The 22,823-nt window shown below is 46.1% G+C and carries 21 protein-coding genes; 10 read left to right on the top strand and 11 right to left on the bottom strand.

Translation table 11 applies throughout. The annotated features are described in order from the left end of the window. Nucleotides 1-144: 144 nt before the first annotated feature. Entirely contained in the window at nt 145-420 is a 276-nt protein-coding gene (locus KT990_RS05695) for a hypothetical protein (RefSeq protein WP_100357877.1), read from the top strand. A gap of 147 nt (nt 421-567) precedes the next feature. Further along, a complete protein-coding gene (locus KT990_RS05690) occupies nt 568-1,065 on the top strand; it encodes a DUF2505 family protein (protein ID WP_005097789.1) in 498 nt (165 codons plus the stop codon). A gap of 350 nt (nt 1,066-1,415) precedes the next feature. Here KT990_RS05690 and KT990_RS05685 read toward each other — a convergent pair whose 3' ends face one another. From KT990_RS05685 to sdsA, 8 genes are all read right to left on the bottom strand, one after another. After that, entirely contained in the window at nt 1,416-1,865 is a 450-nt protein-coding gene (locus KT990_RS05685; protein ID WP_159138255.1) for a YbjQ family protein, read from the bottom strand. A 3-nt stretch (nt 1,866-1,868) separates the two neighbouring features. After that, on the bottom strand, nt 1,869-2,225 hold the full coding sequence (locus KT990_RS05680) for a YbjQ family protein (protein ID WP_005097785.1): 357 nt from the start codon (nt 2,223-2,225) through the stop codon (nt 1,869-1,871). Nucleotides 2,226-2,331: 106 nt separating this feature from the next. After that, the gene (adeK, locus tag KT990_RS05675) at nt 2,332-3,804 is read right to left on the bottom strand and encodes a multidrug efflux RND transporter AdeIJK outer membrane channel subunit AdeK (protein ID WP_005097784.1); all 1,473 of its coding nucleotides are present in this window, start codon (nt 3,802-3,804) and stop codon (nt 2,332-2,334) included. Further along, on the bottom strand, nt 3,804-6,980 hold the full coding sequence (locus KT990_RS05670; protein WP_005169787.1) for an efflux RND transporter permease subunit: 3,177 nt from the start codon (nt 6,978-6,980) through the stop codon (nt 3,804-3,806). Before KT990_RS05670 ends, adeK begins: the two co-directional genes overlap by 1 nt. A 13-nt stretch (nt 6,981-6,993) precedes the next feature. Beyond that, on the bottom strand, nt 6,994-8,259 hold the full coding sequence (locus KT990_RS05665; RefSeq protein WP_034608437.1) for an efflux RND transporter periplasmic adaptor subunit: 1,266 nt from the start codon (nt 8,257-8,259) through the stop codon (nt 6,994-6,996). Nucleotides 8,260-8,294: 35 nt separating this feature from the next. After that, a complete protein-coding gene (locus KT990_RS05660; protein WP_180101361.1) occupies nt 8,295-8,897 on the bottom strand; it encodes a phosphatase PAP2 family protein in 603 nt (200 codons plus the stop codon). A gap of 159 nt (nt 8,898-9,056) precedes the next feature. After that, a complete protein-coding gene (locus KT990_RS05655) occupies nt 9,057-11,099 on the bottom strand; it encodes a site-specific recombinase (RefSeq protein ID WP_218209287.1) in 2,043 nt (680 codons plus the stop codon). Between the two features lie 15 nt (nt 11,100-11,114). Next, nucleotides 11,115-12,092 carry an All-trans-nonaprenyl-diphosphate synthase gene (gene sdsA / locus KT990_RS05650; RefSeq protein ID WP_218209286.1) on the bottom strand — a complete coding sequence of 326 codons (978 nt, stop codon included), beginning with the start codon at nt 12,090-12,092 and terminating at the stop codon, nt 11,115-11,117. Nucleotides 12,093-12,537: 445 nt separating this feature from the next. Here sdsA and rplU point away from each other — a divergent pair, with 445 nt between their 5' ends. The 8 genes from rplU (at nt 12,538) to KT990_RS05610 (ending at nt 19,329) form a co-directional block, all read left to right on the top strand. Beyond that, entirely contained in the window at nt 12,538-12,849 is a 312-nt protein-coding gene (gene rplU / locus KT990_RS05645; protein ID WP_005097776.1) for a 50S ribosomal protein L21, read from the top strand. A gap of 19 nt (nt 12,850-12,868) precedes the next feature. Further along, complete coding sequence (gene rpmA, locus KT990_RS05640) at nt 12,869-13,123, top strand: 50S ribosomal protein L27 (RefSeq protein ID WP_005097774.1); 255 nt, start codon at nt 12,869-12,871, stop codon at nt 13,121-13,123. Nucleotides 13,124-13,373: 250 nt separating this feature from the next. Further along, the gene (gene lolA / locus KT990_RS05635; protein ID WP_218209285.1) at nt 13,374-14,069 is read left to right on the top strand and encodes an outer membrane lipoprotein chaperone LolA; all 696 of its coding nucleotides are present in this window, start codon (nt 13,374-13,376) and stop codon (nt 14,067-14,069) included. A gap of 170 nt (nt 14,070-14,239) precedes the next feature. Then, nucleotides 14,240-15,001: a DUF3298 domain-containing protein gene (locus tag KT990_RS05630; protein ID WP_218209284.1), complete on the top strand. Its 762-nt coding sequence runs from the start codon at nt 14,240-14,242 to the stop codon at nt 14,999-15,001. A gap of 100 nt (nt 15,002-15,101) precedes the next feature. Then, on the top strand, nt 15,102-16,373 hold the full coding sequence (gene serS / locus KT990_RS05625; protein WP_218209283.1) for a serine--tRNA ligase: 1,272 nt from the start codon (nt 15,102-15,104) through the stop codon (nt 16,371-16,373). 73 nt (nt 16,374-16,446) lie between these two features. Further along, nucleotides 16,447-17,829, top strand: coding sequence for a siroheme synthase CysG (cysG, locus tag KT990_RS05620; RefSeq protein ID WP_218209282.1), 1,383 nt, complete (start codon nt 16,447-16,449; stop codon nt 17,827-17,829). A gap of 487 nt (nt 17,830-18,316) precedes the next feature. Continuing rightward, entirely contained in the window at nt 18,317-18,793 is a 477-nt protein-coding gene (locus KT990_RS05615) for a tRNA (cytidine(34)-2'-O)-methyltransferase (protein WP_218209281.1), read from the top strand. Nucleotides 18,794-18,933: 140 nt separating this feature from the next. Next, nucleotides 18,934-19,329, top strand: a complete 396-nt coding sequence (locus KT990_RS05610) for a hypothetical protein (RefSeq protein ID WP_228730827.1) — start codon at nt 18,934-18,936, stop codon at nt 19,327-19,329. A 61-nt stretch (nt 19,330-19,390) separates the two neighbouring features. Here the strand turns inward: KT990_RS05610 and KT990_RS05605 are convergent, their stop codons facing one another. The 3 genes from KT990_RS05605 to KT990_RS05595 all read right to left on the bottom strand — a co-directional run bounded on the left by KT990_RS05605 (nt 19,391) and on the right by KT990_RS05595 (nt 22,769). Next, on the bottom strand, nt 19,391-20,785 hold the full coding sequence (locus tag KT990_RS05605) for an APC family permease (protein ID WP_005097762.1): 1,395 nt from the start codon (nt 20,783-20,785) through the stop codon (nt 19,391-19,393). Nucleotides 20,786-21,049: 264 nt separating this feature from the next. Further along, nucleotides 21,050-22,234, bottom strand: a complete 1,185-nt coding sequence (locus KT990_RS05600) for an iron-containing alcohol dehydrogenase (RefSeq protein ID WP_218209279.1) — start codon at nt 22,232-22,234, stop codon at nt 21,050-21,052. 1 nt (nt 22,235) lies between these two features. After that, entirely contained in the window at nt 22,236-22,769 is a 534-nt protein-coding gene (locus KT990_RS05595; protein WP_005097759.1) for a hypothetical protein, read from the bottom strand. Nucleotides 22,770-22,823 lie beyond the last annotated feature (54 nt).

The raw sequence follows: 22,823 nt of genomic DNA, 5'->3' as shown, positions 1-22,823 counted from the left end.
AGATCTTGTTTTTTGTGCGCTAGCTTATGTTTAATCCAATAATGGGCCAGATGTCAAAACTCGGCAGTCGTATAGCGAGAAGAACCCTTTAAACATATATGAAGATCGCTGCGCTATCATCATGTCTAAACAGGGAAAAATAGTATGATTATTGATTTTCAGCAGACGCAATTACAGAAGTTTATGGCTCTGGCAATGAAGATCGAAGCGCAACCTGAACTGTATGTGCAGTTTGATTCGGTTTCAGACTTTTATAAAGCAGACTGGCTGCGGGATTTTCCAAACGGCACCACATGGTATGTGTCCGGTCTAGACGATGGCGCCGATGAATTTCATGTCGTGATTGACTATGCCACAGCGCAGCTACAGATCAGTTGTGGCCAGACACAGTTGTCTGCAAAACTATCTTGCAAAGATTGACCGAATTGCCGCTATTTCCCGATAAAAGAATAATGACAGATGCTATAAAGTTGATATAAATTGCAGAATCATCTCTGTGTTTGGTTTTATTTGCGATAGTCCGGAGTGACCTAAGCGAATAATGCAATAAAAATAAGGAAAAATAGCATGGCACATCAGTTCACTGTGAAAGCAATTATCAATGGCGTGTCTATTGATGAATTTAAACGTCTGGCCAATGATATTCGTTTGCATGAGGCAGTCTGTCATCGAATTCCTGCGCAAAATTTAGAAATACTGGTCTCGGAAAAGCAGGGGCATATGTATACCTTGAAACGTGCCTATAATCTGGATGTCAACATCCCGGATATGGCAAAAAAATTACTCAAGGATGCATTCCGTTTGCAGCGTACCGATATCAGCGATCTGAATCAAATGACATCGACGGTACAACTCGGGGCAAATTTACCGATCGAGGCGACCTGTCAGCGTGCAGTCACTGGAGATGAAGACCAGATCCAGTTTCAGCTTAACTGGACAGTAAAAGTTAAAGTACCATTGCTCGGCGGTATGCTGGAAAAGCATGCAGAAGGCGAGATTCGTAAATTTAGTGAAATTGAACTCAGTATCGTTGAAGATGAATTACGCAAGAGCCTAACAGCCTGAATCAGTGCACCCATCTCGTTCACCAATATTTAAAAAGGGCACTTTTAAGCTGGGTGGTGGCGGTCAATTCGGCAATGTATAGCCATTTAGCTTGCTGCCGTTCTCTAAGCAATGCGGCTTAAGACGTAGAAAAATAATAAGGCAATACAGATGGGATTGAGTGCCGTTTGATCGACTGAAGAAACGGCATCATATTATTTGTATTTATGCCGCTAACTTTGAGCTTAATCACTTCTTCTATGATATTGCATCCCCAGTCGATAAGCGAGTTGATCCACATTCAGTAATTATCTGCGCGTACTGCGCAACATGAGCTAACCATCTGCATGCTATTGTTTATATAGCTATTTTTAGATTAGTGAAGTAGGCTGCTGAATTGCAGTGCCATAAGCAAAGACTTCGACCATACCGCCTTGCATGCCCAGTTCCGTAGTGCTCAGCCGAATCCCCATAATCTGGGTGGCTCCGATTTTTTCAGCTTCAAGTTTTAAACGTACAATCGCCTCACGCCGTGCCCGCTCTACCACGCTTTCATAGCTGGTCAAACGACCTCCCAACATGTTCTGCACATTGGCAATTGCGTATTTAAAATAATCATGGGAAATAACCACATTACTGCTGATCATCTGTCCGGAATGTTCAGATAAGATAAAGCGGCTGTTGTTGACCTGGATATAAGCCAGTCGTTGTTCCTGTTCGTCTAGATAACGAAAATGTTTGCGTTCGTTATAACGACCAAAGCCAAAACCGACGCTAAACAGAATGACAAAAATGACGATCTGAAAAATTAAACCGTCCATGAATTATTCTGCCTGTGGAAAAGGGTCGGGTAATTTTGGCATGACTGGATCAACAATGACTGCCGTTCCATAGACAAACAGTTCAGAGGCGCCTTGGGCAATATTGGAGGTCGAGAAACGAATACCGACAATCGCATTGGCACCCATGCTACGGGCTTTTTCAACCATCCGGTTCATCGCTTCCTGACGGGATTCTTCCAGCAGCTCGGTATAAGCAGTAAGTTCACCCCCGACAATATTTTTCAGGCCAGCGAGTAAATCACGCCCGACATGTTTGCTGCGTACCGTACTGCCATAAACCACATCAATTTGTTGGCGAATAGTATGTCCCGGTACAGATTCCAGATTGCTAAGTAACATGCGTATGTTTTCTAAATAAATTGCTGGTCTATGACAATAGGAAAACTGCCTTGAAAATGCAATAAAAAAGCCCACCGAAGTGAGCTTTTCTTTTTCTATTTTAAATCTATTTCGCCTGCTGTTCTGCTGCGCGGCGTTGTTCAGTCACGGACGGCTGATTCGGCAGGGTATCCGTGGTATTGACTTTTAAGCCTCCGCCGAGGGTCTTGTAGACTTCAACCTGATTGTTCAAGTTGGCCTGTTCAAGCAAGAGCAAGCCTTGTTCTGCGGCATAAGAGGCGCGCTGTGCATCCAGTACTGTCAGATAGCTGTCAATCCCGGCGCGAAAACGTGCCTGCGACAAGCGATAGGTGGTATTGGTGGCTTCTACCAGACGGCGCTGTGCAGCAATTCGATCACCGATGTTTTGGCGAACTGCTAGCGCATCATTTACTTCACGAAAAGCGGCTTGAATCGACTTTTCGTAATCTGATAATGCAATTTGCTGATCGGTTTCAGAAATCTGGATATTGGCCTGACGGGTACCCCAATCGAAAATTGGAATATCCAGACTTGGGCCAAAGGACCAGCCAAAACTGCCTGATTTAAACAGATCGCCTAAATCGGTCGATGCATAACCTGCTGAACCGGTCAAACTGATGGTCGGGAACAGGCGTGCGCGTGCTGCCGCAATATTGGCACCCGCTGCAGACAGACGATACTCGGCAGCGCGTACATCTGGACGGTTAATCAGCAGATCACTTGGCAAGCCTGCACCCAGTGCCGTATTGGACGTGATGCGGGTTACGCGTTGTGCCGGCAATAAAGTCGCAGGCACTTGCTGACCGACCAGCAGGTTTAACAGGTTTTGTGCCTGTGCCACCTGAGTGCGGTAATTCGCGACATCATTGCGTGCCGTTTCGACGGAAATCTGGGCCTGACGCACAGGAAGTTCGCTGTCGATCCCGACATCAAAACGTTTCTTGTTCAGGTTAAACGATTCAAGCTGTGCTTTTAGCGTTTGTTCAGCCAAAGCCAGATTGGCATTGGCAAATGAATAGCTGAGCCAGGCTTGAGACACCTGACCAATCAGTGCAATTTGCGTCGCATCTCGCGCACTTTGAGTCGCCAGGAAGTTATCCAGTGCATTGTCACTTAAGCTACGTACACGCCCCCAAAAGTCCAGCTCAAATGCGGTTACACCCAGACCTACATTATAGGTGGTTACAGCACCGCGGCTTTGAGGATTGCTACTGCCCGTGTCTTGACGTAACACGCTGCCACTGGCACCAATGGTCGGTAACTGATTGTTTTCAGTAATCTGATACTGTTGCTGGGCGCGTTGAATATTCAGGGCAGCAGTGCGCAGATCACGGTTATTGTTTAATGCCAGATCGAGCACCTGTAACAGGCGCTGATCGGCAAAAAAGTTTTTATAACCTTGTTCTGCTACAGAAGTACCAGACGCATTGGTATAGCTGCTCGGGATATTTGCCTGTGCAACCGGCTCTGGACCACGCATGCTTTGACAGGCTGTCAAAGCAAGCGCAAGGGCAGATACCGCAATGCTACGACCTGTAATAGACCATACATTTTGCATTACGACTTATACTCCTGATTTTGTTGTTTTGGTTTGTATTTAAAGATACTTCGAATCCACACGTAGAATACTGGGATAAAGAAGATACCTAACAAGGTCGAGCTGATCACGCCACCAAGTACACCATAACCGACTGAGTGTTGACTACCTGCACCTGCACCTGAAGCCAGGGCAAGCGGCAATACACCAAAACCAAAGGCCAAAGTGGTCATGATAATTGGACGTAAACGCATTTTCGCCGCATGCAAGGTTGCTTCAAATAAATCTTCACCTTGTTCTTGTAGCTCTTTCGCAAATTCCACGATCAAGATCGCATTTTTCGCAGAAAGACCAATCACGGCAATGATCGCCACCTGGAAGTAAATGTTATTCGACAGGTTCGGGTTTTGCAGCAGCACCATCCCGCCATAAGTCATGAGCAATGCACCGACGATACCCAATGGCACCACCAGCAGAACCGAGAACGGAATCGACCAGCTTTCATACAGGGCTGCCAGACACAGGAATACGATCAGGAGTGACAGGGCATACAGGAACGGCGCCTGTGCACCAGATTCACGCTCTTCCAAAGACAGACCGGTCCATTCGAAGTCAAAGCCGGTTAAGCCCATTTCTGGTAACTTCGCCGCAATTTCTTCCATGGCCACCATGGCATCACCCGAACTGATTCCCGGAGCCGGTGTACCTTGAATGTTCATCGACGATACGCCGTTATAACGTTCAAGACGTGGTGAACCATAGGTCCATTCGCCTGTGGCAAAGGCCGAGAAAGGCACCATTTCACCGCGATTATTACGCACATACCACTGGTCCAGATCTTCCGGCATCATACGTGAGCCAGCTTCACCCTGAACATATACCTTCTTGACCCGACCGCGATCAATGAAGTCATTGATATACGAACCGCCCCAAGCAATACCCATAGTACTGTTAATTTCGGCAACGCTGACACCCAGTGCACCGGCTTGTGCATGATCAACAATGACACGGTACTGTGGATTATCTTCCTGACCATTTGGACGCACACCTGCCAGACGCGAGTCTTGTGCTGCCAGGCCCAGAACCGCATTACGTGCTGCCAGAAGCTGGTCATGACTTTGACCACCTGCCGCCTTAAGCTGTAAGTTAAAGCCAGCCGACACACCCAGTTCAGGCATTGCAGGTAATTGCAGTGGCATGATGTAAGACGCATCTTTAACAATCATGTTTAGCGCCATACCACGCTGGATAATGGCACCGACTTGAGATTCCGGACTAGTACGTTCTGACCAGTCTCTCAGTTTAATAAAGGCCAGACCTGCGTTTTGACCCACACCGGTAAAGGAGAAACCCGCCACACTAAAGACTGACTCGACATGATCTTTCTCGTTTTCCAGGAAATAGTTGGTCATGGTATTGACCACCTTGTCGGTACGTTCCAGAGTGGCATTTGGTGGTAACTGAACCAGTGCCATGACCACACCCTGGTCTTCATCCGGCAAGAATGAAGACGGCAGTTTCTGGAACAACAGCACAATAATACCCAGTACCACCGCATACACGATACCTGAGAAAATCTTACTGTGGGTCATGCGATTCACGCCGCCCTGATATTTCACAGACACCTTGTCAAAGCTGCTGTTAAACCAGCGGAAGAAACGCGCAAAGATACCATTGCTTTCCGGCTTGTTCGGATCATGCTGTTTGAGCAGGGTCGCACATAGGGCAGGGGTAAAGGTCAAGGCGACAATCAGTGACAGGATCATTGCCGTGACCAGCGTAATCGAGAACTGACGATAAATGACCCCGGTGGTTCCACCGAAGAAGGCCATTGGAACGAATACTGCAGACAGCACCGAGGTAATACCAATCAGTGCGCCGGAAATCTGTCTCATCGATTTTTCAGTTGCAGACACCGGATCAAGATGCTCTTCCACCATGACCCGTTCTACGTTCTCGACTACAACAATCGCATCATCGACCAGAAGACCGATCGCCAGCACCATGGCAAACATGGTCAGGGTATTAATCGAGAAGCCGAAGACGTTAATCACGGCAAAGGTACCCAAGACCACGACTGGAACGGCCATGGTTGGAATGATCGTGGCACGCCAGTTCTGCAAGAACAGGAACATGACCAGGAACACCAGGATAATCGCTTCGATCAGCGTTTTGACTACGCTCTTGATCGACAGTTCAATAAATGGTGTTGTATCAAAGGCCAGTTGATCGACCATGCCTTGCGGATAGTTCGGACGTAACTGTTCTAAGCGTTCTTCAACCGCTTTTGCTGTATCAAGCGCGTTAGCACCTGTGGCAAGTTTAATTGCCACACCACCAGCCGGTTTGCCATTAAATTTCGAATCAAACTGATAGTTATCTGCACCGAGTTCCACCCGTGCAACATCACCCAGACGAACTTGCGCGCCCGAAGTGGTATTTTTTAGGAAGATATTGCTGAACTGTTCTGGGGTTTGTAACAGGCTTTGAGCCGTTACGGTTGCATTCAGCACTTGACCTTCAACAGCAGGAGCACCACCAAGCTGACCGACCGCAACCTGTGCGTTCTGGGTGCGAATTGCAGTCGCAATATCGCTCGGTGTTACTTGCAGGCTGGCCATTTTGGCCGGATCTAGCCAGATGCGCATCGCATAAGAGCCACCAAAGACCTGAACTTCACCAACCCCGGCCACACGGCTTAAAGGTTCAGAAATATTCGAGTTGACATAGTCTTTGATGTCATCGGCGGTCAGGCTGCCATCAGGTGAATAGAAAGCCAATACCTGAAGGAAGCTGGCACCGGATTTGGTGACACGCACACCCTGACGCTGTACATCTTCGGGAAGAAGTGCAGTGGCAGACTGTAATTTGTTCTGAACCTGAACCTGTGCGATATCAGGATCAACACCCTGGTCAAAGTTCAAGGAAATAGAAGAAGAACCGTTACCCGCGCTGTTAGACGAGATATAACGTAAGCCATCCATACCGTTCATCTGCTGCTCGATGATCTGGGTGACTGTATTTTCAACAGTTTCAGCAGATGCACCTGGATAAGTCGCAGAAATGGTCACGGTTGGCGGAGCAATCGTTGGATATTGTGCAATTGGCATTTTGCTGATGGTTAAAATACCGGCCAGCATGATAACCAATGCAATCACCCATGCAAAAATCGGGCGATGAATAAAGAATTGAGCCATGAACCATTACTCCTTATGCATTTGCAGCAGGTTTTTGTTCAGGTTGTTCTTTCTTTGCATCATCTGCCTTTTTCTCGCTTGCTGCAGGCTGTTGCGGTGCAGCACCTTGTGGCGCAGCAGCTTGAGGTTGATAAGGTTTAGCTACAACTTGCTGTTCAGGTTTCACTTTTGCAATCCCGTCCACAATCACTTTATCACCTGGATTCAGACCTTCAGTCACAATCCAGTTGTTGCCTTGAGAGCCGGTGGTCGTGACTGGACGTGGTGCCACTTTACCATCAGCACCGACCAGCATCGCCATTGCCTGACCTGTTGGAGTACGGGTCAACGCCGCTTGTGGGATCAGGAAGGCATTGGGCACTTCACCCTGTACGATTTGCGCAGTCGCAAACATACCTGGCAGGAGTAAATGGTTTTTGTTCGGGAATACCGCACGTAAAGTCACCGTACCTGTTTCCGGATTTACGCTGGCATCCGAAAATGCAAGACGGCCTTCAATCGGGTAGATGCTGCCATCTTCAAGCTTTAACTTCACTTTAGTGTTGTTTGAGCTATTCAAATCGCCTTTGTTGAGCTGCTGACGTAAACGTAAAAGCTCGGCACTCGACTGGTTGATATCCACATAAATTGGATCTAAACGCTGAATGGTAACCAATGGCTCTGGTTGATTCGCCGTCACTAATGCACCCGCAGTCACAGAGGAACGGTTGGTCTGGCCCGAGATCGGTGCACGTACAGTCGAATAGCCCAAGTTAATTTCGGCATTACGCAAGGTGGCACGGTTGGCATTCAGATCGGCTTCAGCCAGTTTGACCTGTGCCACGATGTCATCATATTCTTGTTTAGAAATGGCATTGGTTCCAACCAGCTGGCGGTAACGGCCTTCCTTCACACGTAATACACCCAGATTGGCTTCAGCACGGGCAATTGCTGCACGAGCATTATCCACGGTCGCACGGTTGGTGCTTGAATCGATTTCGTACAGAGCCTGACCTTCACGCACATAACTGCCTTCAGTGAACAAGCGTTTAAGCACCACACCACTGGCTTGCGGACGTACTTCTGAAATTTCAAATGCTGTTGTACGACCCGAGAGCTCTACAGACTGCTCTACACTTTGTGGTTGTGCAACAAGAACACCGACTTCAGTCGGTGGCATCTGTTGTTGAGCACCAGCTTGCTGGCCCTCTTTTGGATCTTTGCTACAACCAACAAGTGCAAGACTTGTTGCTAATGCGCAAGCAGTCAGGGCAGGTGCCCAAAGCTTTGCAGACATCATTGTTTCACCTCTATTAGATCTTTATCTAAATTTTCTTATTTGTGCGCCGCGCAATATCTGATCCAGACCATATACCACAACGAAATCCAAATAAAACTGATACTCCAGCCGGATATGACATCTGAAGGAAAATGTACGCCTAGATAAACTCTTGAAATCCCCATCATCAGCATCCATAAGCCTGCACCGATCATGATGATGGTAAAGCGAGAATGTTGCCGATACATGTAAATTGCCAGACAAGCCAGACATGCCGCATACAGACTATGCGCACTTGGAAAGGAACTTCCAAAACTTTCAACCAGATGCAAGGACTCTGGTGGTCGGGGTCGGGCAATTGCAAACTTTAACAGCCAAGCTAGGAGTATTCCTCCGATAATTCCGATACATATAAAAATTACGCTTGTATGCTTTTTATACCACAGCAAGGCAATACACCATAGTGTGGATAAAAATAATACAAATGGCATGCCACCTATCACTGATAAGGACAGAGTAATTCGATTCCAAAACTCGGTGCGATACAGACTCATCCCTTCCACTGCGTGCAAATCAAGCTTGCTTAAAGCAGGGATATTCAGGATGAACACACTGAAAATTAAAAATAAAATACCGACAAAAAGTAACAAGTAATGCATGCCAAAAATCCTTGTCCCTTTAACCGTTCGCAGATCGGTTAATTGTCTGGAGTAGAAGTGTACTTGTCAGTACACTTTTTTTCAAGTGTGCGTATTTTATGCGAATTCCATTTTTTTAGTAAGGAATTTGTTGCTAAATATACTGTAATTGTCGCAGTTTTAAGATTTCGTCGATGTATGATTTTCGTCAATTTCAATGCTTTGCTTGGGGGGCCAGAAGAAATCACTTGGCCGGGTCAGGAAGTGAGTCATGACCAGTTTTGCCAACGGTTTCCACTGTTCAAAACGCACCCGTCGTGCACGTAAGGCCACAATAATGGTCAAACTGAAACTGACAAATAAGTTGGTCAGGCCAATCAACAACACACCGAGGAAAGACACCACAATCAAGCCAATATCCGGGCCATTAATATTGATCAGGCCCTGAATAAAGTTGGCCGAGGCAAAGGCAATATGCCGGATATCGAGCGGCAACCCCAGAATAAAACCAATGGTGCCCATACTGCCGAGCATGATGCCAAACATGAAATTACCTGCCAGCGCTCCCAGATTACGTTCAATATAATCTGCAAACCGGTACAACCGTTCCTGTCCCATCAATTGCGATAAACGTATATGGGCTTTCAGGCGGGGGCCTACCTTGCGGTAGACGGCCATATTGTCAAAATAACCGGCCAATAACCCGGACAGGAACAGACATACCCCGGCAATCGCAGCATGCGGAATCGCCAAAGAGGTAAAGGGATTCAGGTCATGTAAGGTTTTGGTTGCCTTGGCATGATTCATTAAGGGTTCATGCAGAGCAACGTCCCACATTAAGGTAATCAATGCCGCCACCGGAATGGCAATCGAAATATTGCCCAGAATTGCCACAAACTGGGTACGGATAATATTCACAATCAGCGCAGCCAGCTCGGCAATTTGCGCCATTTTTGAGCCTTTGCGTTGCTGGACTGTGGCCGCCAGTGCAGCGGCTGTCATCGCTGGCTGTTTGGTCGCCACGGTAAAATGCAGCACATGAATCAGCATAAAACCCAGCGAATAATTCATGCTATAGCTAAAGGCCTGCATGAGAGGCGCCATGCTCAGGCGTGTCATCAGGATTTTCAGGGTGGCCATCGTCGCGATGATTGCACCTGCACCGGCGGCCGATTTGTACATGGCCAGAAAGCCTTTTTTGTCAGTACTGACATAGTGTTCGCCAGTTTTACTGGCATTCTCAGTCACCTGCAAGGCCAGGAGTTCACTGTTGGTCGCCAGCAGGGCACGTACACTGCGTTCGCTATAAATCGCTTCAGTGATATCTGCAATAAACAGGCCGATGGACTGGTAGCGTAGGTCATCCTCGTCCATGACCATGTTGAGCAGGATTTCAACCCGCTCCAGACACTGCTCCAGCAGTGCCAGCATATAGGTCAGACTCACACTGACCCCAATCCGTTTGGTAGAGCGGCGAATTTTTGCCACGACATCATGGCACTGTTCCAGCATGACCAGCGCTTGCGAAGCATCTGGCGGGGTGATCGAATCGACCAGCGTGACCGTGTTATAGCGTTTTTTGTATTCCTGAATAAATTCGTTAATCTCACGGTTCTGCACCAGAAAAGGAGATTCATATTCCATCAGTTCCGGCTGTGCATTAATAAATTCAGGATGCAGACCAATACCACTGATCCGATACGACAAAATGGTCAGGGCCTTGATGATCTGATCTTTAATCCGGGTCTTTTCAGGTTGATTGGAATGTCCCTGATTCAAAACCGAAAATAACCGTTGCCAGTCATCTTCATCAAAATAGTCGAGCCAGTATTTATCGTTAGGCTGATAAAAAACCTTGCGAAACAATTCCTGTAATTGCTGATGGTCTGGAATGATCGGCAGGACATGCGCACCAATACGCTGATTAAGCTGATTCCAGAAACCATCCAGAGACAAAATGCCGGTATCGGAAAACAGGCTGGTCTGCTTATAGCGGTTAATGATTCGCAGGGTAAAGGTCTGTAGTGCTGACACTGCATTCGGCGTCAGTAACAAAGCCTGGATAAATGCATTGAATTTTGCTTCGATTTCTTCGGTATTTCTGCTGTCTTCTGGTCTGATTCTTTCTATCAGTTCAATCAGAAGATTTTCATCCAGCACCGCCTGAGGTTGTTCAAGCTGATGCTGCATGTTTTGGAAAAGATCAAGAAAATTAATATGCATAGGCGGGCTTAAACTTTACTGTATACGGTGAAGGGCCAGTTTGGCCAGATTAATCAGAGCCTGACGATATTCCGAGTCAGGTAATGCCTGCAGGGCATGAATTGCCGTTTCAGTTTCTTCAGTTGCGCGTTGACGACAATAATCCAGTGCACCAGATTGATGGACAATTTGAATGACTTGTTCCAGATGTTCAGTCCCGCCAGTGGCAATGCTGCGGCGGATGATTTCATGCTGCTCGCCAGAGGTATTTTTGAGTGCAGCAATCAATGGCAGGGTCGGTTTGCCTTCCATCAGGTCATCGCCGATATTTTTGCCCAGGGTTTCAGCATCGGAAGTGTAATCTAGAATGTCATCAATAATCTGGAAAGCATTGCCGAAATGACCGGCAAAGGTTTTTAAAGGTGCACGGAATTCGTCTTTACCCGACAGAATTGCAGCGCCTTCGGTTGCCAGTTCAAACAGGCGCGAGGTTTTGCCATGAATGATATTCAGATAGGTTGCTTCGCTGGTTCCTGGCTGGTGCTGGGATTGCAACTGTAGCACTTCACCTTCAGCAATTTCGCAGGTGCCGGTCGAGAAATCTTTCAGCAAGACCATATTGTTCAGATCGACCAACAGGTCAAAGGCACGAGAAATCAGAAAATCACCGACCAGAACAGCAGTCTGGTTGTTCCATGTTGCATTGGCAGTCGGGCGGCCACGACGCAGCCCCGATTCATCCACCACGTCATCATGTACCAGGGTCGCTGTATGCAGCATTTCAATAATTGCGGCCAGCTTGCGATGCGCTACTAAATCTTCAGCACCACAGGCCTTGGCAGCCAACAGGCACATAATCGGACGCATGCGTTTGCCACCGGCTTCTACCACATGTTTGCTCACGGCCATCACCAGGGCGACTTTTGACGTAATTCCTTCATTAATGAATGTATCCATCGCAGCAAAGTCGTTAGCAACAGGAGCGAGAATGTCTTGCTTAAAGTCGATGGTCATGTGAAAGAAAACCTCTAGTCTGGTAAATCGCAGGTCGTAGTTTAACAATTTATAACATGAGTGAAACCTAAGAAATGCATAAACTCCACTAAAAATCAGCTTTTTATAGATCTTATTCAGATTCGAACTATATTGGCTGCCCTAAAAAATCAGGAATGCTCAGCAAATTGACGGTATTTCTCCGGCTGAGTATCTTAATCAAACTGGCCGAATTGCTGCTGTATTATTTTGTTGCTGAATATATCTTGAGTGTTTGATTTGATGGAAATTATTTAAGTGTTAAACAATTAGCACATACCTGCCATTATTATTTCGGTAAAATGGCTTGTTGTTTTTTTGAATATCCCTTAAAATCCTCGCCCTTAGATATCCCCCAGTGGCGTACGTCTTAAGATCGATATCTTCCTTTATCGGCACGACGACACGGGCTTGTTTGGAGTACATTATGTACGCAGTAATCCAAAGCGGTGGTAAACAACACCGTGTAATCGAGGGTGAAACCCTTAAAGTAGAATTATTGAAAGCTGAAACTGGCTCAACTATTACGTTTGATGACGTATTGATGCTTGTAAACGGTGAAAGCATTCAAATCGGTGCACCAGTTGTTGCTGGCGCTACTGTAACTGCTGAAGTAGTTAGCCATGGTCGTCACGACAAAATCCGCATCATCAAAATGCGTCGTCGTAAACACTACCGTAAACAACAAGGTCACCGTCAATGGTTCACTGAGTTGAAAATTACAGCTATTTCAGGCTAATTACGAGGAGTAAATAGACATGGCAACTAAAAAAGCCGGTGGTTCGACTAAAAACGGTCGTGATTCGAATCCTAAAATGTTAGGTGTTAAAATGTACGGTGGTCAATCTGTGACTGCTGGTAACATTATCGTTCGTCAACGTGGTACTGAATTCCACGCTGGTCAAAACGTAGGTATGGGCCGTGACCATACTTTGTTTGCGACTGCTGACGGCGTAATCAAATTCGAAGTGAAAGGCCAGTTCGGTCGTCGCTACGTATCTGTTGAAGCGTAATTCGCTAAAATAGAAATAAAAGCCCACAGTTGCTGTGGGCTTTTTTTATGTCTGAAAATTGACCTGCAGATTAAGCGATATTCAATCATGTAAAAATTGCGTCCGAATCTTCATCATGATGAACAAAAAAATGGATTTCGAATTAATAACAATACAAAAGTTCTTATTTTCTATCATTTTAGCTTTTAATTTTGGTTTAAGATGAGACATCAAATAAATTGCGATCACGCAAAAATATAAAGGTGAAATTATGAATATGCTTCGTAAAACCGTCTGTGCTATGGCTCTGGGTGCAGTGACTTTAGCACCGGTGATGAGTACAACCGTGTTTGCTGCACCTGTGGCAGCGTCGGAGCAACAGGCCACTGCCAGTCTGGTGAAACAGCTGAATTATGTACGTAGCATGACGGCAAATTTTGAACAAAGCACCAAGATAACCAATCCGAGAGCGACCCAGAAAAAAGGCTTGAGCGCACAACATATGAATCAGACCTTTAAAGGGGTGATGAAGGTTGAGCGTCCGGGTAAATTCTATTGGGAAACCACTGCACCATCGAAGCAAACCATTACCACGACTGGTACAACAGTATGGATTTATGATCCGGATTTGCAGCAAGCAGTTCGTCAGAACCTGGATGAGCAAGTTGCCAATACGCCGGCTTTGCTTCTGTCAGGAAATACCAGCCAGATTATGCAGTCTTACCGGGTGACCCAGCCGAATAAGGGAAAAACCTATTACACGCTGTATCCTAAAAATACCGATGGCATCTTTGAGAGCCTGACCATCAGTTTCGGTGCAAACAAGGCACCTAGCTTGATGATCCTGCAGGATTCCTTGGGACAAACCACCCAGATCAAATTCAGTAATGTAAAAGTGAATAGCAGTATTCCAGCTTCTACCTTTAACTTTACTCCGCCAAAAGGTACGGACATTATTGATCAATAATGAGACGTAGCAAGTAAAACAAAAAAGCAGCCGATTCAGGTTGCTTTTTTTATTGCCGATGATCAGGCAGAGTAGGGACAGACTACAAGTTTCAGCTACTTCTGGGCAGTGGAGAGTATTAGTATAAATATACGCGAGTCAGTGAAATTGCAAAATTTTAGGAGCTCAGAATGAAGGTGAAGCGGTTTGCTTTTTTAAAGATCTGTCCTGTCTTATTCATGAGTCTGGCTGTGCTCGGCTGTCAGCCACCAGCCAATTCAGTTGCAACGCTCGCGCAAACAGACCAGATGATGACGATTGAAGCCAAGACTGTGCCGGTCAAAGGGGCAGCCCAGGTGGTGTGTGAAAAAGAAGGTTGTGTCCGCTTTGACTTGCATACCCTGGACACCAATCTTGACTGGATTGATGACTATTTTATAGCGCGTATTCGGGATACCGAGCCGGTTGCATTCACCAGAGTCACGCAGAAAAATCCTAAAAAAGCCGATGAGCCCCATTATCTGGATCAGCGTTTGATCAAGGTCGAGTTTATTGCTCAGCATGGTCATCTGGCGACTTTTGCTTTGAAGAGTTCCAATCTGGCGCGTAACAAGGCGGCGTCATGGCAACATGTGGAATATATCAATTTTGATCTGAAACAGAAAAAGCGTCTGGCCTTGCATCAATTAATGTCAGGTGGCGGCGAGCAGAAGCTGCTTAAGGCCTTGTATCGGGCCAATGCGCGCTGGCTGGATCAGCAGGGAATTAATCTGCAGCAGTTTAAGCTGAGTGATAATTATTATTTTGATCAGCAGGGTCTGGTGATGGTTTATCCGCCAGGTGAATTGAGTTCGGCAACAACCGCGATGTCTGAATTAAATCTGTCCTATGCCGATTTAAGTGAAGTGATCCGGCCTGAATATTTAGCCATTTTACAGTCCAGAACGTCTTAAATATTGTGCTAATAAGGCACAGCTGTGGTGGTAGTCACTGTATTTTTTGGCGTTAAGAGCTTACACTATAGCCAGTTTTTTTCTTCTCCAAAGATTGATTATGATCGACCCGAAATTACTCAGAAACAATATTGAAGCTGTAAACTTAGCCTTGGCAAAACGTGGTGTTCAACTCAATGTTGAAGAATGGGCATCCCTGGAAGCGCGCCGTAAAGAAATTCAGTCCAAGACAGAAACATTACAAGCTGAACGTAATGCGGGTGCAAAACAAGTTGGTCAAATCAAGAAAGCGGGCGGCGATGCTTCTGAAATTATGACACGCATGTCTGCGATTGGTGATGAAATCAAAGCCGCTGAAGCAGCACTGGCTGAGCTGCAAGCGGAGCTTGAAGAAAAGTCGTTATCTATTCCAAACTTGCCAGACGAATCTGTACCTGAAGGCAAAGATGAAAGCGATAACGTGGAAATCCTGAAATGGGGTACACCACGTCAATTTGATTTTGAGATCAAAGACCATACCGATCTTGGTGAAATGATGGGTGGGCTGGAGTTTGAAACTGCGACCAAATTGACCGGTTCACGTTTCAGCGTATTAAAGGGCCCATTGGCACGTTTACAACGTGCACTCACCCAATTCATGCTGAACACTCATACTGACCAAAATGGTTATACCGAAGCCTATGTACCGTATTTAGTGAATGCCGATTCGCTACGTGGTACAGGCCAATTACCAAAATTTGAAGAAGATCTGTTTAAACTTCAGGGCGAAAAAGAATTCTATTTAATTCCGACTGCTGAAGTGCCAGTGACGAACTTCGTGCGTGATGAAATCATTGATGCTGATCGTCTGCCACTGAAATATGCAGCACATACCCCATGTTTCCGTAGTGAAGCGGGTTCTTATGGCCGTGATACCCGTGGTTTGATCCGTCAGCATCAGTTCGACAAAGTAGAAATGGTTCAGATTGTTAGACCTGAAACGTCTATGCAGGCACTGGAAGAATTAACTGGTCATGCAGAAGGGATCTTGCAGGCACTGGGTCTGCCATACCGTAAAATCATTCTTTGTGGTGGCGATATGGGCTTTGGTGCAGTCAAAACCTATGACCTGGAAGTTTGGGTGCCAAGCCAGAATACTTATCGTGAAATTTCGTCATGTTCAAACATGGGTGATTTCCAGGCGCGTCGTATGAAAGCGCGTTATCGTGCTGACCAGAAAAAAACTGAATTTGTCCATACCTTAAATGGTTCAGGTCTGGCAGTGGGCCGTACCTTGCTTGCAGTGATGGAAAACTATCAGCGCGCAGACGGTTCGATTGAGATTCCTGAAGTATTACGTCCATATATGGGTGGTGCGACCTCTATCGACTAATCGTTGATATTGGCATCGCTAAATGTGCATGAAAATTGCATAGACAGTCAGATTCAAAATTTTGAGGTAGTTCGTGGATATTTTTCCAATCTCGTTAAAGTTGCAACAGCAACCTTGTCTGATTGTCGGTGGTGGACATATTGCTTACCGCAAGGCGGTTCTTCTACAAAAAGCAGGCGCGGTCATTGATGTGATCGCACCTGAAATTGAAGAAGGTCTACTGCATATTGTGAAAGGCAGCCAGGGACAATATGTTCAGGCAGCGTTCAGTCCCGAGATTGCACTCCGTCCATATCGTCTGGTAATTGCCGCGACGGATGATGCAGATACCAATCGGCAGGTTTTTGAGCTGTGCGAAGCAGAGAATGTACTGGTCAATAGTGTCGATGACATTCCGCATTGCCGTTTTATGGTGCCCGCGATTATTGACCGTTCACCATTGGTCATTTCGGTGGCATCCAATGGCACCTCGCCAGTGTTGTCACGTCAGATCCGTACTCAGCTTGAAACGACGATTCCACATGGTATGGGGAAACTGGCCAAGTTTTCAGGGAATTGGCGAAGTCGCGTCAAAGCCAAAATTGTCAATCCGGATCAGCGCCGTATTTTCTGGGAAGATCTGTACGCCGGTCCGCTGAAAGAGCAGGTATTTAACGATAATATCGCTGAAGCAGAGCGTCTGATTGAGCAAGCTCTACAAGAATGGCAACAGCCGAAGGGTGAAGTCTATTTGGTGGGTGCTGGCCCTGGTGATCCGGAGCTGTTAACGCTGAAAGCTTTACGTCTCATGCAGCAGGCCGATGTGGTGATTTATGATCGCCTGGTGTCTGAGCCGATTATGGATTTGTGTCGCCGTGATGCGGAAAAGATCTATGTGGGTAAGGCGCGCTCCAATCATGCAGTTCCGCAAGAAGGTATCAATGCCTTATTGGTCAAATATGCCAGCGAAGGCAAGCGGGTTTGTCGCCTGAAAGGCGGTGATCCATTCATCTTCGGGCGTGGTGGCGAAGAAATTGAGGAACTGTTTGCGGCAGGCATCACTTTCCAGGTGGTGCCTGGAATTACCGCAGCCTCAGGTTGTTCTGCCTATGCCGGTATTCCATTAACCCATCGTGATTATGCACAGAGTGTACGTTTTCTGACCGGACATTTAAAAGAAGGTTCGCCAGAACTGCCGTGGCCTGAGCTAGTTTATGAAAACCAGACGCTGGTACTGTATATGGGACTGGTGGGACTGGAAAAAATCTGTGCGCAGTTAATTGCGCATGGACAACGCCCCGATATGCCGGTGGCGCTGATTTCTAAAGGCACCACGCCTGAGCAGAAAGTTGTGGTGGGAACCCTTGCAGACATCGCCTCCAAGGTATCTGAACATCAGATTCAAGCACCGACCCTCACCATTATTGGTGAGGTGGTTCGTTTGCGTGAACAACTGCAATGGCATGAGCGAGGATAAGCAAAGCACTGCTTTGCCCGAGCGCAAGACGAAGGCTGCGCCTGAGTAAGAGGATCAGCACAAGTTCCTTTGTTTGACTGCAAGACGAAGGCTGCGCCTGAGTAAGAGGATCACACAAGTTCCTTTGTTTGACTGCAAGACGAAGGCTGTGCTTGAGTAAGGGGATAAGCACAAGTTCGCTTTGTTTGACTGCAAGACAAAGGCTGCGCCTGAGTAAGAGGATAAGCAAAAGTTTGCTTTGCCCGAGCGCAAGACGAAGGCTGTGCCTGAGTAAGAGGATAAGCACAAGTTCACTTTGTTTGACTGCAAGACGAAGGCTGTGCCTGAGTAAGAGGATCAGCACAAGTTTGCTTTGTTTGACTGCAAGACAAAGGCTGTGCCTGAGTAAGATAAGCACAAGTTGTAGTTGAAAAAGATCGTGCTGATTGGCTATTTGATCTAAAAGTCGCAGGCTGTATCTAAATGAAATGTATAAAGTGAGAAATAAGTGATCCACGTTGTTTTATATGAGCCCGAAATTCCTGCAAATACAGGCAATATTATTCGTCTGTGTGCCAATACGGGAGCACAGTTGCATCTGGTCAAGCCGCTAGGTTTTGAACTGGATGATAAAAAACTGAGACGTGCCGGTCTGGATTATCACGAATATGCACGTATGCAGATTTGGGACACGATCGAAGATTGTCTGGCCGATCTTGCAAGCAAAGGCATTGCTCTGGATGCGGTCTATCCACTGACCACCAAAGGGACTGAAACGCCACATACCTCGGACTTGAACCGTCCTGTGGTATTGTTGATGGGGCCGGAAACGCGTGGTCTGCCTGAACATGTTCGGATGATGTTTCCGCAACAGCACTGGATTCGTTTGCCGATGGCAGAGAACTCCCGCAGTCTCAACCTGTCCAATGCCACGGCAGTGATTGTGTATGAAGCCTGGCGTCAGCAGGGTTTTAAAGCACTCTAAGCTTAAATTTACAATAATTTGAAAAGCTGCCTTTGGGTGGCTTTTTTTATTTGCTAGGATAGAGAGAGAAAATTGATTGGAATAAGAAGGATATACGCGTGAAGCCGATATTAAAATTTGCCTTGGCCTGTTGTATTGGAATGACTGCTTTACATCTCGGTGCGCAAGAAGCAAGTGATGTAATGACGGAAACGCAACAAGTTCAGCCGATTACGCAAGCTGAAATACGGCAGGGCTTGACTGACATGCAGCAACTCTTAGATGCGCGGATCGACAACTGGGGACAGACTCTGACTCCAGACGATTTTGAATGGACCTGGCGTGGACGTAAATTGAAGCAGGCCAAACGTCAGGAAATTTGTGATATTTTTCAGGGCGTTGTAAATGAGATGTATCAGCTGGCGCTCAAGAATAAAGCCAGACTAAATCCGGAAGAGCAAAAATTATTGTTGAATAGAAGTCTGTTCATTGAAAAACTGGGCTATGAAAATAATCGGGTCAATACCCAGATGGGTTTTGATTGTCGTTTATTTTAAATAAAATCAAAACCATAAAAAAGGCGCTTTAAGCGCCTTTTTTATTTGAACCGGAACAATATTATTTATCGTCAAATTCGTTGTGCTGAGGTGCAGGATGCTTGAAACCTTTGGTTTTATAACCCAGGTACAAGATACCGCCAAATGCCCAGATCAGACCATATTTCAATGAGGTTTGATCAACTTCGAGCCATAAGGCAAACACTGCAATGAAACCTGCAAGTGGTACCACCACAAAGTTCAGAATTTCTTTCGCAGTTTTGGTACGACCATCACGTAAAGCATAGCGTGAAATGACAGACAAGTTTACGAAACTGAACGCCGTCAATGCACCGAAACTGATCAGTGAAATCACAAAATCAAGATCCATGAAGCCAGCTGTTAAGGCTACAGCACCGACAATCATAATGTTGTATGACGGTGTGTAGTTTTTCGGACTGATATGACCAAAGATTTTCTTGTTGATCACGCCATCACGGCCCATGACATACATTAAGCGAGATACACCTGCGTGTGCAGAAATCCCTGATGCCATGACGGTAATGATTGCAAAACCAAGTACATAAGCCTGGAACAAGGACCCACCCACCAGCATCAAAATTTCCGGCTGAGTTTCAGCAATATTCTGGAAATATGAACCTGGATTGTTCGGGAAGTAAATCTGCATGAAGTAAGTGCTGATAATGAAAATAATACCGGCAATTAAAGCGGTCAAGAAAATCGCTTTAGGCAAAGTTTTTTCAGTATCTTTGGTTTCTTCAGCCAGCGAGCTTAAAGAGTCAAAACCGGTGAAAGAGAAGCACAGTAAAGTCGCACCAGTAATCAGGGCGCCTACTGAGGTTAACTCATTCCAGAACGGTTCCAGACTCCAGAGCTGATAGCGTTGCTCAGCTGTGATTGGACCATCCGCATTAAAGCCAGCCTGTAACTTGCTGTAGACCATCCAAGTAAATACGGCAATGACAATCAACTGCACGAACACGATCATACTGTTGAAGTTCGCTACAAAGCGCGCACCACGTAAATTGATGCCAGTCATGAATGCAGTCAATACCACGACCCAAACCCAATGATTGATATCAGGGAACAGGGCTTCTAGGTAAATGACGGCAAGAATGATGTTGACCATTGGCGACAATAAATAATCGAGCCAAGATGACCATCCCACCATGAAACCCACATTTGGGTGAATGGATTTTTGCGCATAGGTATAGGCCGAACCCGAAGAAGGGTAGCGACGAATCATATGACCATAGCTCAAAGAGGTTAACAAAATTGCAATCAGCGCAAAAATGTAAGAGGTTGGAACGTGGAAGTTACTTTCTTCAGATACCAGACCGAATGTATCAAACAAGGTCATGGGTTGAATATAAGCTAAACCAATAATAATGATGTGCCAGAGTCCCAGCGTTTTTTGCAGTTTAGCTGCCGATTGAGTCCCAGAGATATTAGTCAACGGCGTTATCCTCTTAATCGTTGATCAAGGATCAGTCATATTTATAAGGATCGTTTGAGACGAACGATCCCCCCTACAGTTTTCTATAAAAGCCCGCCAATCTACTTGAAAAGAAGGGCTTTTGCTAGCTATTTTTTTGACTTTTGAGGTGCATAAAGTATGCTATTCAAATTAACGCAATGATTTCTTTATGCAAGATAAAAGCCTGATGTCTAAAAAAACATCAGGCTTTAATTTTCGCTATATTGGCTTATTTTTCAGTAATTACCAAGCCTTTTTTAAGATAGATTTTAAATCTTCCAGGGTGGCTTCTTTCGGGTTATAAATGATGGAACCATCGTTCAGGGCTTTCTCTGCCACGTCATCCAGCTGCGCTTCAGAAATCTTGCCGGTTTCACGTAATGTACGTGGCAGTTTGGTTAGACTATAAATCCGATCTCGCATGGTCAGAATAGTGGCAATGGTTTTGTCTGCGCGTAAATGTGCAGGTGTTTGCGCATAAATATCGGCACCTGCCAAAGGTAGCAACAGATCAGCAATCTTGTCACCATTGACCTCTTTGTTGTATTCCAGCACATACGGCAGGAACAGGTTCATACATAAACCATGCGGCAAGTGCACCACTGCACCGAGTGAATGACCGAGTGAATGTACAATCCCGACCATCGAGTTAGAAAATGCAATACCGGCCATGGTCGATGCTTGAGCCAGTTCCAGACGGCCTTGCGCATCATTGGGATTATCCAGCACATTGAATAGATGGCTACTGATCTTCTTGACTGCTGCGGTGGCATAAGCATCCGAGATTGGATTGGCTGCCATACAGGTATAAGCTTCGACCGCATGGGTCAGTGCATCCATTGCGGTCATGGCGGTTAAATGCGGCGGCAGAGTCTGGGTCATGCGCGGATCTAAAATCGCAGCATGCGGCATCAGATAATACGATGCGAAAGGCATTTTAACGTTCTTCTCGGTATCTGAGACGACAGCCACCATGGTGACTTCTGAACCTGTCCCTGAAGTTGTTGGAATCACAAAAAATGGTTTCAGTGGCTTAGGCAGGTTGTGGGCACCAGAATATTTAAGCAAGTCATCACCCCCTTCAGACACCAGAATATTGGTGGCCTTGGACGTATCAATGACTGAACCACCGCCTACAGCAATGATCGCGTCACAGTGATTTTCACGATACAGTTTCGCCGCACTACGTACTGTACCCAAGCTAGAATCGGGTGGTACATCATCAAAAATGGCTACAATTGCAGCATCCGCCATTTCAAATGCAGCTTCAATCGGTGCCAGAAGATTATTGGCGCGTACACCTTTGTCGGTAATGATGAGTGGACGTTTTGCACCTAAAGTCGCAAGTTCAAACGGAATATGTTCTAACGCGGCATGTCCGGCAATGACTTTAACCGGACAGAAAAATTCATAATAAGGTTTAGCCATGTTATACACTCCGTTTTAAATAAGATTGAGCGATTTTTAGATAAATACTGCTCGCTTCGCTTAGTTTTTCTTTGAGGCTGAGATTGCTTGGATATTCTTTGACAGCCAGTTGCGCCACCAGTTTAGGCAAAATCAGTGCTTCCATTTTATTTAGACAACGCACCAGACGAATGGCATTGGAAATATCGCCATCGGCAATCATGCGGTCATTGGCAAAGGCTTGAGAGGTGCTTTCCTGAAAGGAAAAAACTAAAAAAGCATGGTGCAGATGTTTAAAGGTAATAGTCAGATCAGGTGCTTTTTCCAGATTTTTCACCAGTTCCAATTGCTTGTCCTCAGTGACCCGCGCCACAAAGGCTGGGCCATGCGGAAAGACTTTCATGGAAAGAGTGAAATGGACTGGAAATTGGGCAACTTCCTGTTTGATTTCTTCATCCACCTGACTTGCCATGACCAGACCTCGGCCAATCACATCCATCATGAGTTTGACATAGGCAAGCTGCAAAGCGGGTTTTACGGATTTAGTCGCAATCACGTGATGATCCCTATCTCAATATTATTAGTTTAGAGTAAATACTCTAATTTATTT

Origin of the sequence: Acinetobacter sp. F9, from assembly GCF_019195275.1 — a bacterium.
Classification (GTDB): domain Bacteria; phylum Pseudomonadota; class Gammaproteobacteria; order Pseudomonadales; family Moraxellaceae; genus Acinetobacter; species Acinetobacter pseudolwoffii.
Note: the sequence above shows the minus strand (reverse complement) of the source record. Positions and strands in the feature narration are given on the sequence as shown.